Source organism: Candidatus Mycobacterium methanotrophicum, assembly GCF_023515995.1.
GTDB classification, from domain to species: Bacteria; Actinomycetota; Actinomycetes; order Mycobacteriales; family Mycobacteriaceae; genus Mycobacterium; species Mycobacterium methanotrophicum.
Map to the genome: position 1 here is coordinate 1,970,328 of NZ_CP097320.1, position 13,397 is coordinate 1,983,724.

Sequence of the window (13,397 nt, forward strand, 5' to 3'; positions counted from 1 at the left end):
CGATTGGCGTGTCGCTGATCTTCCAGGTGTAGGCCAGTGAGTTAAGGTGTCGCCTCGAAACACCAGGTGCGAGGAAGGTGTGCGGGGTGGGCGACGGGCGGCTGCGGGTGATCACGGGCGAGGTCGCGCCGGTCGTCGAGACGCGGGATCCGCAGCGGTTTCAGGCCGAGTGCGTGGAGGCGTTCGTCGCGTCGTGGACCGCGCGAGGGTTCGCCGAGTCGACGATCGCCAACGACGTTGGGGTGTTGGAGCGGATGCTGGCGGCGCTGGGGCGCCCGGTGTGGGAGGTGACCGCCGACGATGTGGACCGGGTGGTGGGCGAGCTGGCCAGCTCGGGTCGGGCGGTGTCGACGCGGCGCAACTATCTGCAGGTGTTCAAGGGCTTTCACCGGTTCCTTGAGGTCCGCAAGGCGGCCGAGATCGAGGCGGCGTTCGGGGTGCGGCTGGGCTGTCCGCTGGATGAGTTCAACGCCGCCCGCCACGTTGGCGACGACACGCCCGCTGCGGAGGCGCCGCCGACGCCGGAGCGGGTAGCCGGGTTCTTCGAGTTCCTGAAGGGTCGGATCGCGACCGCTCGCAAGTACGCGCCGGCCGCGCGGGATTATGCGCTGTTCCGCACGCTGTATCACGCCGGGCTGCGTTCGGAGGAGGTGGTGATGCTGGACCGCTCGGATGTGCATTTCGGGCGCGGCCCGTTCGGTAAGTTGCACGTGCGGTTCGGCAAGGGCGCCAAGGGATCCGGGCCGCGACCGCGCTGGGCGCCGATGCTCGACGGGCTGGATCTGGTGTTGCGCTGGTATCTCGACGATGTGCGCGGCCGGTTCCCGGATAGCCCGGTGTTGTTGTGTGACGAGTCCGGTGGACGGATGGCCGCGGCCACGATCCGCAACCGGTTGCGGCATTTGATGAGCGTGGAAGGACGACCCGACGCTGAGTGGTTCAGCCCGCACGCGATGCGCCGGGCTTGCGCGACCCACAACTATGAGCGTGGCGTGGATCTTGTTGCCATTCAACAGCTTTTAGGTCATTGGACGGTGGCGTCAACCATGTGGTACGTGCGCCCGTCGGAAACCTTCATCGAAGACGCCTACCAGCGCGCGATCTCGGCGACACTGAGCGAACTGACCGGACAGGGGTGAGTATGCAGATTAGGTGGAAACTTCGGATGCCCGCCGCCCAACGCGAGGTGTGGACCGGCGCCCAGCTGCAACGGCTGCTCGCGGAGAAGGCCGGATTGCAGCTGTCCTCGGCGTCGGTGTCGGCGTTGTTCACCAAACAGCCCAGCCAGATCAAGCTGTCTACCCTGATCGCGTTGTGCACCGCTCTGGAATGCACACCCGACGACCTGTTCGACGTCGATACCACCCCTGTCGCACAACCGATTTCACCGAAGCCGGCCCCTGTCGCGGTCAACGACGCGCGGAGGTCGCGGCGTGGCCGGTCGATGCCTCCGATCTGACGATGACCCGACGGGTCGGGGATTGTCGACGGTGTGGCCGCGCGGTCGGCAAGCCCGACCGTGACCTGTGTGCTCGATGCCACTGGGCAGCCTCTCATGCGCCGGTCAAGCATCCCTGCCCGCGCTGCGGGGTTGACCGGGTCTTGCAGCCGGACACCGGCCACTGCGTGCGCTGCTCGCGCACCTGCCGGATCTGCGGCGGACCGGTGCTGTTCGTCGACCGCGACCTCTGCACCCAATGTGTCCGACGACAACGCCGCGACGCCAACCGAATCGAGTGCCCGCGCTGCGGGAAACGCAGGGTCCTGCGGCCGGCGACTGGTTGGTGCGGGTCGTGTTCGCGATCCGGCCGGCCACCAAATCCCGACGCGGCGTGTGTCGACTGCGGGCAGCTCACCCGACTCTACGGTGCGGGACGGTGCCGAAACTGCTGGAGCCGCTCGCCGCACCGGATCCCGGTCCGTGCCGCCAATGTCGCTGCGACATTGGATGATCCACCCGACTGGCTGAGCGACTTCGCCGTCTACCTGGTCGGCCGCCATCACCGCGACCGTGCCTGCGCCATGCTCACCCGACTCGGCAAGCACCTGGCCGACAACCACCCGGCGCATCCGCAGACACTGCTGGAATCGGTTGACGCCGACGAGCCGCTCGCGCGGGCCCTGGAAGACTTCCTCACCGCGAACAAGCTGGCGCTGCCGCCCGACCGGGCAGAACGCCGCGCCGCGACCCGACGCCAGTCCCGCATCGACGCGGTGCCCGCACCGCTACGGCCGGCAGTGACCGGATTCGCCGAGCACCTCGTCACGAGTCGTGACCGCGCCCGCCGCGCGGGCACCCACCCGCGCGGGCACGCTGCACTCGAGGCCCGACTCACCGCACTGCGCGACTTCACCCAGTTCTTGACCACCCGCCGCCGCAAAACCGACTGGGCCACCGTCGATGTCGGCGACGTCGAAGCATTCCTGCACGCCCATCCCGGCCGACGCGCCTCCTATCTGACCGGGCTGCGCCAGTTCTGCCGCTACGCCCGGCGGCGCCGGCTTATCCTCATCGACCCCACCGCCGGCCTGAACGCCCCGCAAACGATGGCATTTCGCGGACCGACCCTGCCCGCCGACCGGCAACGCGAACTGTTCCGGCGGTGGAGCACCGGCCCCGACGTGCACCCGCACGAGGCGCTCGTCGGACTGGCCGCCCTGCTGCACGGCGCCACCACCCAAGAACTGAAGCACCTCACCGACGACGACATCGACCACGAGTCACGCCGCATCCGGCTCGGTCGTCGACCACAACCGACACCGCTGGACCCATGGACCTGGACCACATTGCAACGCTGCCTTGACCATCGTAAGAGACTCGGCAGCAACAACTCCCACGTTCTGATCACCATGCAGACCAAAGCCACCCGAGCAGCGGCCTCCGACAGCTACCTCAAGAACACCCTGCGCGCGGTCGGCATTCAACCCCGCATCCTGCGCTCCACCCGCCTGGTCGACCTCGTCGGCACCGTCGACCCCAAACTCGTCGCCGACATCTACGGCATGACCAACGAGGCCGTCATCGCCTACCTCGCCGAACATGTCGATGACGCCCGCCTGCCCAACCCGTGACAATTCAGGCGCCACCTCGCACAGGTTCGCGCGAACCCGTGCGCTTTCGCCAAGTATTGGCTGCGCGTTCTGTCGGAGATCAAAACAGAGGCGCGGGTGACGTGTGCATCGTGGTCTGCGACGGCCTCAAAGGGCTGCCCGACGCCATCGCCAACGTGTGGCCGGCCGCGATCACCCAAACCTGCGTCATTCACCTGCTGCGCAACAGCTTTCGCTACGCGTCGAAGAGAGACTGGGCGGCGATCGCCAAAGATCTCAAGCCGGTATACACCGCGGCCAGCGAGGCTGCGGCACTGGACGCGTTCGTCGCGTTCAGCGAGAAATGGGAACAGCGCTATCCCGCGATCATCAAACTGTGGGAGAACGCGTGGGCCGAGTTCGTCCCACTCCTGGCCTTCGAGCCGGGGAGTCCCTCGCGGCTGCCAACCCCCGAAGCACTCATCAAATCCGCGTAAGAAACTGTCTCACCGGCCTTGACATGTTCCGCTCCGAAGCTCAAACGCGTGCGATCCTCGCCGCGTTCACCGGGCAGACAGCGAAATCTCGGAGAAACCGGATGCTGCTGATCCTGCTGTACGACACCGCGGCCCGCGTGGGCGAGATCACCGGCCTGACCCTGCAGGATCTGTGCCTGACCGAGCCCGGGCAGGTCCTGCTTACCGGCGAGGGCAACAGGCCCCGCGTCGTACCGCTCACCGAGAAGACCGTCGAGCACCTGCACGTCTACCTCGATGAGTTCCACCCGAATATCACCAAACTTCCTGCGACCCGGCCGTTGTTCTACGGTCTGCACCGCGGGCGAGCGGCCGAACTGTCCGCTGACACCGTCGCCGCCGTGCTCAAGCAAGCCACCGAATCCGCACGTGCTCAACGCCTTTCGATCCCGGCGAACATCCACTGCCACTTGCTGCGCAAAACCAAGGCGATGGATCTCTACCAGCAGGGCATCCCGCTGCCGATCATCATGCGCCTCCTCGGCCATGAAAACGCTTCCACCACAGCAGCGTTTTATGCCAAAGCTCGGGAATTGCATCAGATGGGCGCATTCCCGCAGGTCGCCAGCTAAACAAGGTGCGGGAATGGTGCCGTTGACGCGCATGATCCGCTCCACCCGCTTACGACCGACCCTGACGCCGCGCTTACGCAGCTGCAGCCACACCCGCGGCGAGCCTAGGTGGCCGCGAACTCGCTTTGGCCGCGGATCTCATCGATTGCCACAAGCAGCTCGGCGTCCTGGCGGGCACGGGGGCTCGGGTTGACCCGCCGGGCCCGCCACCCGTAGTAAGTCGATACCGCCACACTTAGGACCCGTAATACGAGACCGACCGAGAAGTCATGGGTGTCAATGAAATTCATGACCGCCTCCGGGTCGGGCCGATCTCCTGGGCGAAATAGGCGCTCGCCGCCCTCAACACGTCGTTGACGGCCCGAAGATCCTTGACCTGCGCGCGCAGTCGCCGGTTCTCCTCGATCATCGCCGTCGTCGGCCGGTCGTCTCGCTCGCCACGGCCGGCCTCGTCCTGGCGGATCCAGTTACGCAAGGCCCTCCGGATGCACGCTCAGCTGCCGAGCCAGCTGCGCGATCACCGGCTTCGGCTCAGACTCCCGATACAGCCGCACCGCGCGTTCACGCAGCCCGGCCGGATACTTCCTGTTCGCTGCCACTGCAACACTTCCTTCCTCCAGGCTCACATGATCAAACCTGGTTCGGAAGTCTCCGAAAAAGCGGGGGAAGCACATTGCATGATCACGTTCGCGGCGGGCAGCAATACCGCGGCTGGGTTCAACAGGTCGGCGATCCGGGTGGCGTGCCGCTTCATTACCCGAGTAGACCACGTGTGAGACGCTGCCAGAGTGTTTGGGACGACGCGGCATGCCCGGGCCGTCGGTATGCTGGCCGGCTACCTGGCCGACCGGGTGCTGACCGATCCGCAGGTCGGTCATCCGGTTGCCGGATTCGGCGCCGCGGCAGCGGCAATGGAGCGGCTCACCTACCGTGACACCCGCATCGGCGGCGCCGCCCACGTCGGTGTGCTGGTCGGCGCGGTGAGCGTGTCCGGTGCCCTCCTGCACCGGCACGCTCGGCGGCGTGGCCCGCTGTGGTCCGTCACTGCGACCGCGGTGGCCACCTGGATAGCGCTCGGCGGAACGTCCCTGGCGCGCACTGGCCGGGCGGTGGGCGACTTGTTGAGCCGCGACGACCTCGAGGGCGCCAGACGGTTGCTGCCTTCGCTGTGCGGGCGTGACCCGGCCCGGCTCGACGCCGCGGGACTCACCCGTGCGGCCGTTGAATCCGTTGCCGAGAACACCTCTGACGCCCACGTCGCGCCGCTGCTGTGGGCGACGGCCGGCGGTGTGCCCATGGTGCTCGGCTACCGCGCCGTCAACACGCTCGACGCGATGATCGGCCACCGCTCGCCGCGCTATGCCCGATTCGGTTGGGCCGCCGCACGTCTGGATGACGCGGCAAACTATGCCGCCGCACGGGTGACGGCGGCGCTGGTGGTGGTATGTGCGCCGATCGCCGGCGGATCGCCGTCGGGTGCGGTACGCGCCTGGCGTCGCGACGCCGCCCGCCATCCCAGCCCCAACGCCGGCGTCGTCGAAGCGGCATTCGCGGGGGCGCTGGGCGTGCGCCTGGGTGGGCCCACCGCCTACCAGTACGAACTGCAGATCCGCCCTACCCTCGGCGACGGAGTGCCGCCGTCGGTGGCCGACCTGCGGCGTGCGGTGCGCCTGTCCCGGGCGGTTCAGGCGGCGGCGACGGTGCTGTGCGTCGCGGTCAGCGCCGCCGCCCGTACCGGTCGGTGAGTTTGTCCTCCACCGTCGGCGGCTTTGTCGGCGATGTCTGGTTGTTCTCGGCGCGGCGGGCACGGAGCTCGGCGTATACGAAGTAGCCCAACAGAATCGGTGCGACGACGCCGAACGTGATCCACTGGATGCCGTAGGACAGAAACGGCCCGGCATCCAGGTGGGGAATCCCGATCACGCCCAGCCCGCCTGGCTGGTTGTCGACCAACTGCAGATATGACCCGGCCAGCGGCACCCCGGTCAGCGTCGCTATTTGGCTGACGTCGATCGAATACACCTGCCGCACACCGTCACTGATGAATGACTGCTTGTCCGACACGGGCTGCTCGGAATCGCGCAGGCGCGCGGTGATGGTCACCGTCTCGCGCGGAGGCGGGGGGATCGACGGCACCCGCGAGCCCTGCTCGGGTCGCACGTAACCACGGTCGACCAAAACGTTGGGGCCGCCGTCGACGACGAATGGGACCAGCACCTCCATCGCCGGGTCCCCGTCGGCCACCCGCAACCGGACCAGCAGCTGTTTGTCCGCCAGATAGTGGCCGGTCGCCGTCACCCTGCGCCACTGCGCATCGGGAGCCGACGAACCTTGCTGTGGCAAGAAGGTTTTCAGCGGGACGGGCGCGGTCGTCAGCGATTGCTGGATCTGGTTGTTCTCCCGCGACGTCTTGGTGTTCTTGCCCAGCTGCCACGGCGCGAGCACGCTGAAACACAAGTAGGTGAACGCGACGACCACCACGGCCAGCGCCACCCAGCCCGGTCGCAGCAGGAAGGTCAGGCGACGCATCAGAGGTGCCCGTCCTGGGTGAGTCGCTCGTCGACCCGTGCGTGCAGACCCGGCAACGACGCCTCAATGGCGGCGAAGACCGCCTCGAAGTCGTCATGGTCGCCGTAATACGGGTCGTCGACGTCGAGGACATAAGCACCTGAGCGCGGGTCGAAGGACCGCAGCGTCCGGATGCGGTCGGCGTCGACCCCGGGCTCTTGAAGCAGCCACACGTGGTTGCGGGCCAGCGCGACCACCAGGTCGGCCTCGATGTGGTCGATGCCGATCGGCGCGGCGCTGTGATCGGTGGGGTAGCCGTGCGCGCGCAGCACCCGGTTGGCCCGCTCGTCTGCGCGCTTTCCGACGTGCCAGCCCGCGGGCCCGGCACTGGTCACCCGCGCGACGTCATCCAGACCGCGTTGGCAGATCTGGTGGGCGAAGATTTTCTCGGCCATCGGCGAGCGGCAGATGTTGCCGGTGCACACGAGCGTGATGTGGAGCCGTGGTTCAGACACCTAAGATCCTCCGCAGCTCTGCGACCGTCGCGACATGCACCAGCCCGGCCGCCGCTTCGGTGGCGTCGGCGAAGTCGGCTTGGCCGTACCCCCAGCCGACCACCACCGCGTCGATGCCGTGCGCGGCCGCTCCTTCGACATCGTGGCGGCGGTCGCCGACCATGAGCACGCGGTCCGGCAGCGGCTGAAGCTGTGCCAAGGCGTGGGCCAGCACAGCTGTCTTGCTGGCGCGGGTGCCGTCGACGCTGGCTCCGGCCACCACCTCGAAATGCTGGTCGAGCCCGAAATACGCCAGGATGCGACGCGCGGTCGGCTCCGCCTTGGAGGTGGCCACGGCGAGTCGGACGCCGGCCGCCCGCAGGTCCGCCAGCAAGTGGCTGATTCCGTCGAAGAGGCTGTTCATCGCCCAGCCGCGGGTGGTGTAGTCGGCGCGGTAGGCGGCGATCGCGGCGTCGGTGTGCTCGCCTAGCCCCATCGTGGCGAGCGTGTGGTGCATCGGCGGGCCGACGATTCGGCTGGTCAGGTCGCCGTCTGGTACGGCAGCGCCGATTTGGCCGAGCGCGTGCCGAAAGCTGGACACGATGCCGTCAGCGGAGTCGGTGAGGGTGCCGTCGAGGTCGAAGATGACCAGTTGCGGGGCGGTCGGCGACGATGCGCGCCGCGAAGCGGCGGGAGGAGGAGCCGGCCAATTCGGATCAGCGGCGGAGACGGTGCTTGTCACCTCCCCATTCTCCAAGATGGCGCGACCTGCCGTTTACCGTGTCCCGATAACTGGTACCGCCGCGGGGTCGTTAGGGTTTCAGACGTGGCGAACCTGGATCCGAGCGCGTCGATTCCGCTCGGGATCGCGCGCTACCACGGTGATGAGGCCGCCGAACCGGGCATGCTCGATTTCGCGGTCAACGTCCGTCATGCTGCGCCGCCGGCCTGGCTCGTTCAGCGGCTGGCCACAGAGCTGCCGGATCTGGCGCGTTACCCCGGCGCTGCCGACGAGCGTGCGGCGATAGACGCCGTCGCGGCCCGTCACGGCCGCGCTCGCGACGAGGTCGCACCGTTGGCCGGCGCCGCCGAAGGATTCGCGTTGCTCCCCAACCTGCGCCCGAGGCTGGCGGCGGTGGTCGCGCCATCGTTCACCGAGCCGGCTATCGCGCTGCGGGCGGCCGGTCTCATCCTGCAGCACGTCGTGGTTGACCGGCCGTTCAGCTTGGCCGACGCGCGCGTGCCCGACGACGCTGATCTCGTCGTGGTGGGCAACCCCACCAACCCCACATCGGTGTTGCATACCCGCGAGCAGATCCTCGCGTTGCGCCGACCCGGGCGGATCGTGGTGCTCGACGAGGCGTTTGCCGATTCAGTTCCCGGCGAGCCGGAATCGCTGGCCGATGAACCGCTGCCCGACGTGCTGGTGTTGCGCAGCCTGACCAAGACGTGGTCGTTGGCCGGCCTGCGGGTGGGCTACGCGCTGGGGGCGCCCGACGTGTTGGCTCGGCTGACGGCGGGGCGGCCGCACTGGCCGGTGGGCACGCTGCAACTGATGGCGATCGCGGCCTGTTGCGCGCCCGACGCCGTGGCCGAAGCCGCGGCGGAAGCTCGGCGGTTGGCGGTGTTACGCACCGAGATGGTCGCCGGACTGCGGGCGGCGGGGGTCGAGCCAGTCGACGGCTGTGCGCCTTTTGTCTTGTTCACCGTCGGCGACGCTCAGTTGGTGCGAAAGCACTTGCACGCCCGTGGGATTGCGGTGCGGCGATGTGACACGTTCATCGGCCTGGACGGACGATATCTGCGGGCCGCGGTCCGACCGGAGTGGCCGCTGCTCGTTGAGGCGTTGCGGGAGGTGCTGCCGTGAGCGTGCGGCTGGCCGATGTCATCGACGTGCTGGACGAGGCCTACCCGCCGGTGCTGGCCGAACCGTGGGATTCGGTCGGCCTGGTGTGCGGCGACCCTGACGACGTGCTGAGTTCGGTGACCATCGCCGTCGATGCGACCGCGGCGGTGGTCGACGAGGTTCCCGACGGTGGTCTGCTGCTGGCGCACCATCCGCTGCTGCTGCGCGGCGTGGACACGGTGGCGGCCAGTACCGCCAAGGGTGCGCTGGTGCATCGGCTGATCCGTTCCGGCCGTTCGCTGTTCACCGCCCACACCAACGCCGACTCGGCATCGCCGGGGGTTTCGGACGCGTTGGCGCACGCGCTCGGGCTGACCGTCGAGGCGGTGCTGGCGCCCTCGCATGCGACGGTTGGTTTGGACAAGTGGGTGATCTTCGTACCGCCGGAGAACGCAGACGCGGTGCGCGCAGCCATCTTTGCGGCCGGCGCCGGCAGAATCGGCGACTATTCCCAATGCGGCTGGAGCGTCACCGGCACCGGCCAGTTCCTGCCGGGCGATGGAGCTACACCGGCTATCGGCAGCGTCGGCGTTCCTGCGAAAGTCGTCGAGGATCGGATCGAGGTGGTCGCACCCGCGGGGGCACGGCGCGAGGTGCTCTCGGCGATGCGGGCCGCCCATCCATACGAGGAACCGGCATTCGACATCGTCGCGTTGGCCCCGCCGCCCGGTGATGTCGGGCTGGGGCGAATCGGCGCGCTGAACCAGCCAGAGCCATTGAGCGCGTTCGTCTCTCGCGTGAGGCAAGTGCTTCCGCAAACGTCGTGGGGGCTCCGTGCCGCAGGCGACCCGGACATGACCGTGTCTCGCGTCGCGGTCTGCGGAGGCGCCGGCGACTCGATGCTAGACGCCGCGGCGGCCACCGGAGTGCAGGCCTACGTCACAGCCGACCTGCGCCATCATCCCGCCGACGAGCATTGCCGCGTTTCCGATGTGGCGTTGATCGATGTCGCGCACTGGGCCAGCGAATATCCGTGGTGCGAACAGGCGGCCGATGTCGTGCGGTCGGCCTTCGGCGCCGACCTGTCGGTACGCGTGTGCCCGATCCGCACCGATCCATGGAACGTCGACAACGCCAGCGGAAGTGAGGGCTGATGAAAGCCGCAGTCGCGCAGCAACGGTCGCTGCTCGAAGTTGCGGAGCTGGACGCTGAATTGTCCAGGATCGCGCACCGCGCCGGCCATTTGCCCGAACGCCAGGATTACCAGCGACTGCAAACCGATCAGGTCGCCGTCGATGACCGGCTCGGCGCTCTGGGAATCGCGTTAGAGGACGTGGACGCTGAGATATCACGCTTCGAATTGGAGATCGACTTGGTGCGCCAACGTGAGGACCGCGACCGAACGCTTCTGCAATCGGTGGCAGACGCCAAGCAATTGTCGGAATTGCAGCACGAGCTCGATACCCTGCAACGTCGACAATTCAGCCTGGAGGATTCGCTGTTGGAGGTGATGGAACACCGCGAGCAGCTGCAAGCCCAACAGACCGCTGAGCTTGCCAAGAGCCAGGCGCTGCAAGCTGATTTGGCCGCAGCGCAGCAGGCTCTTGACGGCGCACTCGAAGAGATCGACCAAGCCCGCCGTGCTCACGCGACACGACGCGACGAGCTCACCGCGACGTTAGATCCCGAGCTGATAGCGCTTTACGAACGACAGCGCGCCGGCGGTGGCCCCGGGGCGGGAGCACTGCAGGGCCGTCGGTGCGGGGCCTGCCGGATCGAGATCGATCGCGGCGAGCTGGCCAGGATCTCGGCGGCGGCCGAAGACGATGTGCTGCGGTGTCCGGAGTGCGGCGCGATTTTGTTGCGAGTCAAAGGCGTAAGCCAGTGAAAGTCATCGCCGAAGCCGACGGCGGGTCACGCGGCAACCCCGGGCCGGCAGGCTACGGCGCGGTGGTCTGGACGGCTGACCGGACGACGGTATTGGCTGAAAGCAAACAGGCGATCGGTCATGCCACCAACAATGTCGCCGAATATCGCGGTCTGATAGCGGCTTTGGAGGAAGCCGCCAAAGTGAAGGCCAGCGAGGTCGCGGTGTCGATGGATTCCAAGTTGGTGGTCGAGCAGATGTGCGGGCGTTGGCAGGTCAAGCATCCCGACCTCAAGGAGCTCAATGCCCGGGCGCGGGCCCTGGCATCGGGGTTCGAGCGGGTCAGCTACAGCTGGGTTCCGCGAGCGCAGAATTCGTACGCCGACAGGCTGGCCAACGAGGCCATGGACGCCGCCGCCGAGGCCGAAGGACCGGCGCAGAGCGAAACTCCTTTGCCGCCAGGCTGGACCGGTGCGCGTGGCAGCGCCACCCGGCTGTTGTTGCTGCGTCACGGCCAGACCGAGTTGTCGGTGCAGCGGCGCTACTCGGGACGCGGTAACCCGTCGCTGACCGAGCTCGGGTGGCAGCAGGCCGACGCGGCCACCCGGTATCTCGTGCGACGTGGCGGGGTTTCGGCGGTGGTCAGCTCGCCGCTGCAACGCTGTCATGACACCGCGGCGATCGCCGGCAAAGCGCTGGGCCTGGATCTGGCCGTCGACGACGACCTGATCGAGACGGATTTCGGCGCATGGGAAGGCCTCACGTTCGCTGAGGCCGCCGAGCGGGATCCCGAATTGCATCGAAAGTGGCGGCGCGACACCAGCACAGAGCCGCCGGGCGGTGAGAGCTTTGACCATGTGAGCCGGCGCGTCCGCCGGGCGCGGGATCGGATCGTGGCGGAGCACGGCGGCACCACCGTGCTGGTGGTGTCTCACGTGACACCGATCAAAATGCTGCTGCGCCAAGCACTCGACGCAGGCCCGGGCATCCTCTACCGGTTACACCTGGACCTGGCGTCGTTGAGCATCGCCGAGTTCTACCCGGACGGCGCCTCGTCGGTGCGGCTGGTGAACCAGACCGGATATCTGTGAGTGCCGGCCGGCTGAGTTTCAGGCGGCGTCGTGAAAGATCAGTCCCAGCGCGTAGCGCTCGCCCGATCGCACGACCGACAAGCCATGGCGCACCGGCGCGGCCGACCAACCGCGAGCCGACTGCACCGGCCGGTCGCGGGTGGTGAACAGGTAGCCGTGGCCTTGCAGTAATTGCGTTGCGGTGCCGCGTGATTGGGCTCGCGACCGCTGTTCGACGAGCATGAACTCCCCGCCGGTGTATTCAGTGTCCGAGTCGGACAGGTTGATGACCACTTGAAGGGGAAACACCAAGTCCCCGTACAGGTCTCGGTGAAGAGCATTCCAATCGTTGGCCGCGTACCGCAGGACCAGCGCAGTGGACCTTGTCTGGCCGGCCGCATGACACATTGCCAGCCATTCGTCGAGGCTGTCCGGCCACGGGGCGTCCCGGCGCAGCTTGGCCCACCAATCGCGGGCGATCGGCAACAACCGCGGATACAGCGCCTGCTTGAGGTGCTCGATAGGTTCGGGATAGGGAGCGCGGAAATACCGGTACTGCCCCGAGCCGTAGCGACGTGGCCCCATGTCGATGGTGGCGCGAAACAGTTGATCCTTGGTGTAGAGCTGTCGCAACCGTTGGGTTTCGGTGGCTGTCAGGAGCCGGGGGAGCAGGGCTCCGCCGTAGTCGTCGACGGCAGCGGCGATCGCGTTCCAGTCACCGGCGGCGACGCGCTTTTCCCATCGGGTCGACGGCATCGGACTCGTCCTCCTTTCGCCCTTGATAGGTAGACGATAAGGATGCCTGCGACGTGAGGATCAATTCGTGTCGGCGGACTGGTGTATCGTCGAACGTATGTTCGATGTACGTCTACCCGGCCTGGCGGATTTGGCCACTGCCGACGACAGCATGGTGGTTGCCGCCATCGCCGGGTGGGAATGTGTCGAGGCAGCCGCTTCCGCGCGGCGGCTGGCGGCGATTGCGGAGTTAGTGCGCCGCCGCGCTGACGGTCCAACTGACTGCGCGCAGTGGTCGTGCGACAACTGGGGTTCAATGGCCGCCGAGGTCGCGGCCGCCTTGCATGTCAGCCATGGCGTGGCGTCGGGCCAGATGTGTCTCGGTGTCGCGTTACGTGACCGGTTGCCCAAGGTGGCGGCGTTGTTCGCCGAGGAGATGCTGAGCGCGCGGTTGGTCGCTGCGATCGTGTGGCGCACTGATTTGATCACGGACGAGGCAGCGCTGGCCTTGGCCGACGCGGCGGTGCTGGATCGCCGGTTGACGCAGATGGCTCATGGGGTGTGCGACGACGACCCGCGCACCATCGCCCAGCGCCGCGCCGATGCCCTGGGCGCGCTGGCCGGCGGGGCCGACCGGCTGGCCATGTGGCTGCGGTAACGCCGCCTGCGCAGCAGGAGTCGATGTCGATAAGCGGGCGACCAGTGTCGTCATCAATGTCGTCGCCGAGGAATCCGCATT

The 13,397-nt window shown here is 67.6% G+C and carries 17 protein-coding genes and 2 pseudogenes; 11 read left to right on the forward strand and 8 right to left on the reverse strand.

Going from position 1 to position 13,397, the window contains the following annotated elements:
• Nucleotides 1-86: 86 nt before the first annotated feature.
• The 5 genes and pseudogenes from M5I08_RS10470 to M5I08_RS10490 all read left to right on the forward strand — a co-directional run bounded on the left by M5I08_RS10470 (nt 87) and on the right by M5I08_RS10490 (nt 4,138).
• Nucleotides 87-1,139: a tyrosine-type recombinase/integrase gene (locus M5I08_RS10470; protein WP_219069459.1), complete on the forward strand. Its 1,053-nt coding sequence runs from the start codon at nt 87-89 to the stop codon at nt 1,137-1,139.
• 2 nt (nt 1,140-1,141) lie between these two features.
• Nucleotides 1,142-1,459 (forward strand): helix-turn-helix domain-containing protein, encoded by a 318-nt coding sequence (locus tag M5I08_RS10475; protein WP_219069460.1) that lies wholly within the window; start codon nt 1,142-1,144, stop codon nt 1,457-1,459.
• Nucleotides 1,460-1,944: 485 nt separating this feature from the next.
• Nucleotides 1,945-3,072 (forward strand): site-specific integrase, encoded by a 1,128-nt coding sequence (locus tag M5I08_RS10480; protein WP_249763245.1) that lies wholly within the window; start codon nt 1,945-1,947, stop codon nt 3,070-3,072.
• A 30-nt stretch (nt 3,073-3,102) separates the two neighbouring features.
• Nucleotides 3,103-3,473, forward strand: a pseudogene (locus M5I08_RS10485) (transposase); the annotation flags it as partial.
• A 77-nt stretch (nt 3,474-3,550) separates the two neighbouring features.
• Nucleotides 3,551-4,138 (forward strand): tyrosine-type recombinase/integrase, encoded by a 588-nt coding sequence (locus M5I08_RS10490; RefSeq protein ID WP_249763246.1) that lies wholly within the window; start codon nt 3,551-3,553, stop codon nt 4,136-4,138.
• A gap of 104 nt (nt 4,139-4,242) precedes the next feature.
• Here the strand turns inward: M5I08_RS10490 and M5I08_RS10495 are convergent, their stop codons facing one another.
• The 4 genes and pseudogenes from M5I08_RS10495 to M5I08_RS27280 all read right to left on the reverse strand — a co-directional run.
• On the reverse strand, nt 4,243-4,428 hold the full coding sequence (locus M5I08_RS10495) for a helix-turn-helix domain-containing protein (RefSeq protein ID WP_219069463.1): 186 nt from the start codon (nt 4,426-4,428) through the stop codon (nt 4,243-4,245).
• Complete coding sequence (locus tag M5I08_RS10500; protein ID WP_219069465.1) at nt 4,425-4,613, reverse strand: transposase; 189 nt, start codon at nt 4,611-4,613, stop codon at nt 4,425-4,427. Before M5I08_RS10500 ends, M5I08_RS10495 begins: the two co-directional genes overlap by 4 nt.
• Nucleotides 4,606-4,737 carry a transposase gene (locus M5I08_RS10505; protein WP_219069467.1) on the reverse strand — a complete coding sequence of 44 codons (132 nt, stop codon included), beginning with the start codon at nt 4,735-4,737 and terminating at the stop codon, nt 4,606-4,608. The genes M5I08_RS10500 and M5I08_RS10505 overlap by 8 nt, the downstream gene beginning before the upstream one ends.
• Nucleotides 4,738-4,799: 62 nt before the next feature.
• Nucleotides 4,800-4,892, reverse strand: a pseudogene (locus M5I08_RS27280) (oxygenase MpaB family protein); the annotation flags it as partial.
• A 70-nt stretch (nt 4,893-4,962) separates the two neighbouring features.
• Here M5I08_RS27280 and M5I08_RS10510 point away from each other — a divergent pair.
• Nucleotides 4,963-5,883 carry a cobalamin biosynthesis protein gene (locus tag M5I08_RS10510; RefSeq protein WP_370328634.1) on the forward strand — a complete coding sequence of 307 codons (921 nt, stop codon included), beginning with the start codon at nt 4,963-4,965 and terminating at the stop codon, nt 5,881-5,883.
• On the opposite strand, the gene M5I08_RS10515 is transcribed toward M5I08_RS10510, so the two are convergent.
• Genes M5I08_RS10515 through M5I08_RS10525 form a run of 3 tightly spaced genes read right to left on the reverse strand, consistent with a single transcriptional unit; the run spans nt 5,855 to nt 7,882 of the window.
• Nucleotides 5,855-6,667: an SURF1 family cytochrome oxidase biogenesis protein gene (locus tag M5I08_RS10515; RefSeq protein ID WP_219069470.1), complete on the reverse strand. Its 813-nt coding sequence runs from the start codon at nt 6,665-6,667 to the stop codon at nt 5,855-5,857. The genes M5I08_RS10510 and M5I08_RS10515 overlap by 29 nt on opposite strands.
• Nucleotides 6,667-7,161: a low molecular weight protein-tyrosine-phosphatase gene (locus M5I08_RS10520; protein ID WP_219069472.1), complete on the reverse strand. Its 495-nt coding sequence runs from the start codon at nt 7,159-7,161 to the stop codon at nt 6,667-6,669. Before M5I08_RS10520 ends, M5I08_RS10515 begins: the two co-directional genes overlap by 1 nt.
• The gene (locus M5I08_RS10525) at nt 7,154-7,882 is read right to left on the reverse strand and encodes an HAD-IA family hydrolase (protein WP_219069474.1); all 729 of its coding nucleotides are present in this window, start codon (nt 7,880-7,882) and stop codon (nt 7,154-7,156) included. The genes M5I08_RS10520 and M5I08_RS10525 overlap by 8 nt, the downstream gene beginning before the upstream one ends.
• Nucleotides 7,883-7,966: 84 nt before the next feature.
• Here M5I08_RS10525 and cobC point away from each other — a divergent pair, with 84 nt between their 5' ends.
• From cobC to M5I08_RS10545, 4 genes are read left to right on the forward strand one after another with little or no spacing between them, the layout of a single operon-like run.
• The gene (gene cobC / locus M5I08_RS10530; protein ID WP_219069476.1) at nt 7,967-9,007 is read left to right on the forward strand and encodes an Rv2231c family histidinol phosphate aminotransferase CobC; all 1,041 of its coding nucleotides are present in this window, start codon (nt 7,967-7,969) and stop codon (nt 9,005-9,007) included.
• Nucleotides 9,004-10,140 carry a Nif3-like dinuclear metal center hexameric protein gene (locus M5I08_RS10535; protein ID WP_219069478.1) on the forward strand — a complete coding sequence of 379 codons (1,137 nt, stop codon included), beginning with the start codon at nt 9,004-9,006 and terminating at the stop codon, nt 10,138-10,140. The genes cobC and M5I08_RS10535 overlap by 4 nt, the downstream gene beginning before the upstream one ends.
• The gene (locus M5I08_RS10540) at nt 10,140-10,874 is read left to right on the forward strand and encodes a zinc ribbon domain-containing protein (protein WP_219069480.1); all 735 of its coding nucleotides are present in this window, start codon (nt 10,140-10,142) and stop codon (nt 10,872-10,874) included. Before M5I08_RS10535 ends, M5I08_RS10540 begins: the two co-directional genes overlap by 1 nt.
• Nucleotides 10,871-11,944 carry a bifunctional RNase H/acid phosphatase gene (locus tag M5I08_RS10545; protein ID WP_219069482.1) on the forward strand — a complete coding sequence of 358 codons (1,074 nt, stop codon included), beginning with the start codon at nt 10,871-10,873 and terminating at the stop codon, nt 11,942-11,944. Before M5I08_RS10540 ends, M5I08_RS10545 begins: the two co-directional genes overlap by 4 nt.
• An 18-nt stretch (nt 11,945-11,962) precedes the next feature.
• On the opposite strand, the gene M5I08_RS10550 is transcribed toward M5I08_RS10545, so the two are convergent.
• On the reverse strand, nt 11,963-12,679 hold the full coding sequence (locus M5I08_RS10550) for a 2OG-Fe(II) oxygenase (protein ID WP_219069484.1): 717 nt from the start codon (nt 12,677-12,679) through the stop codon (nt 11,963-11,965).
• Nucleotides 12,680-12,776: 97 nt separating this feature from the next.
• Between M5I08_RS10550 and M5I08_RS10555 the strand changes: the two genes are divergently transcribed.
• The gene (locus M5I08_RS10555; RefSeq protein ID WP_219069486.1) at nt 12,777-13,316 is read left to right on the forward strand and encodes a DUF222 domain-containing protein; all 540 of its coding nucleotides are present in this window, start codon (nt 12,777-12,779) and stop codon (nt 13,314-13,316) included.
• The last annotated feature ends 81 nt before the right edge of the window (nt 13,317-13,397 follow it).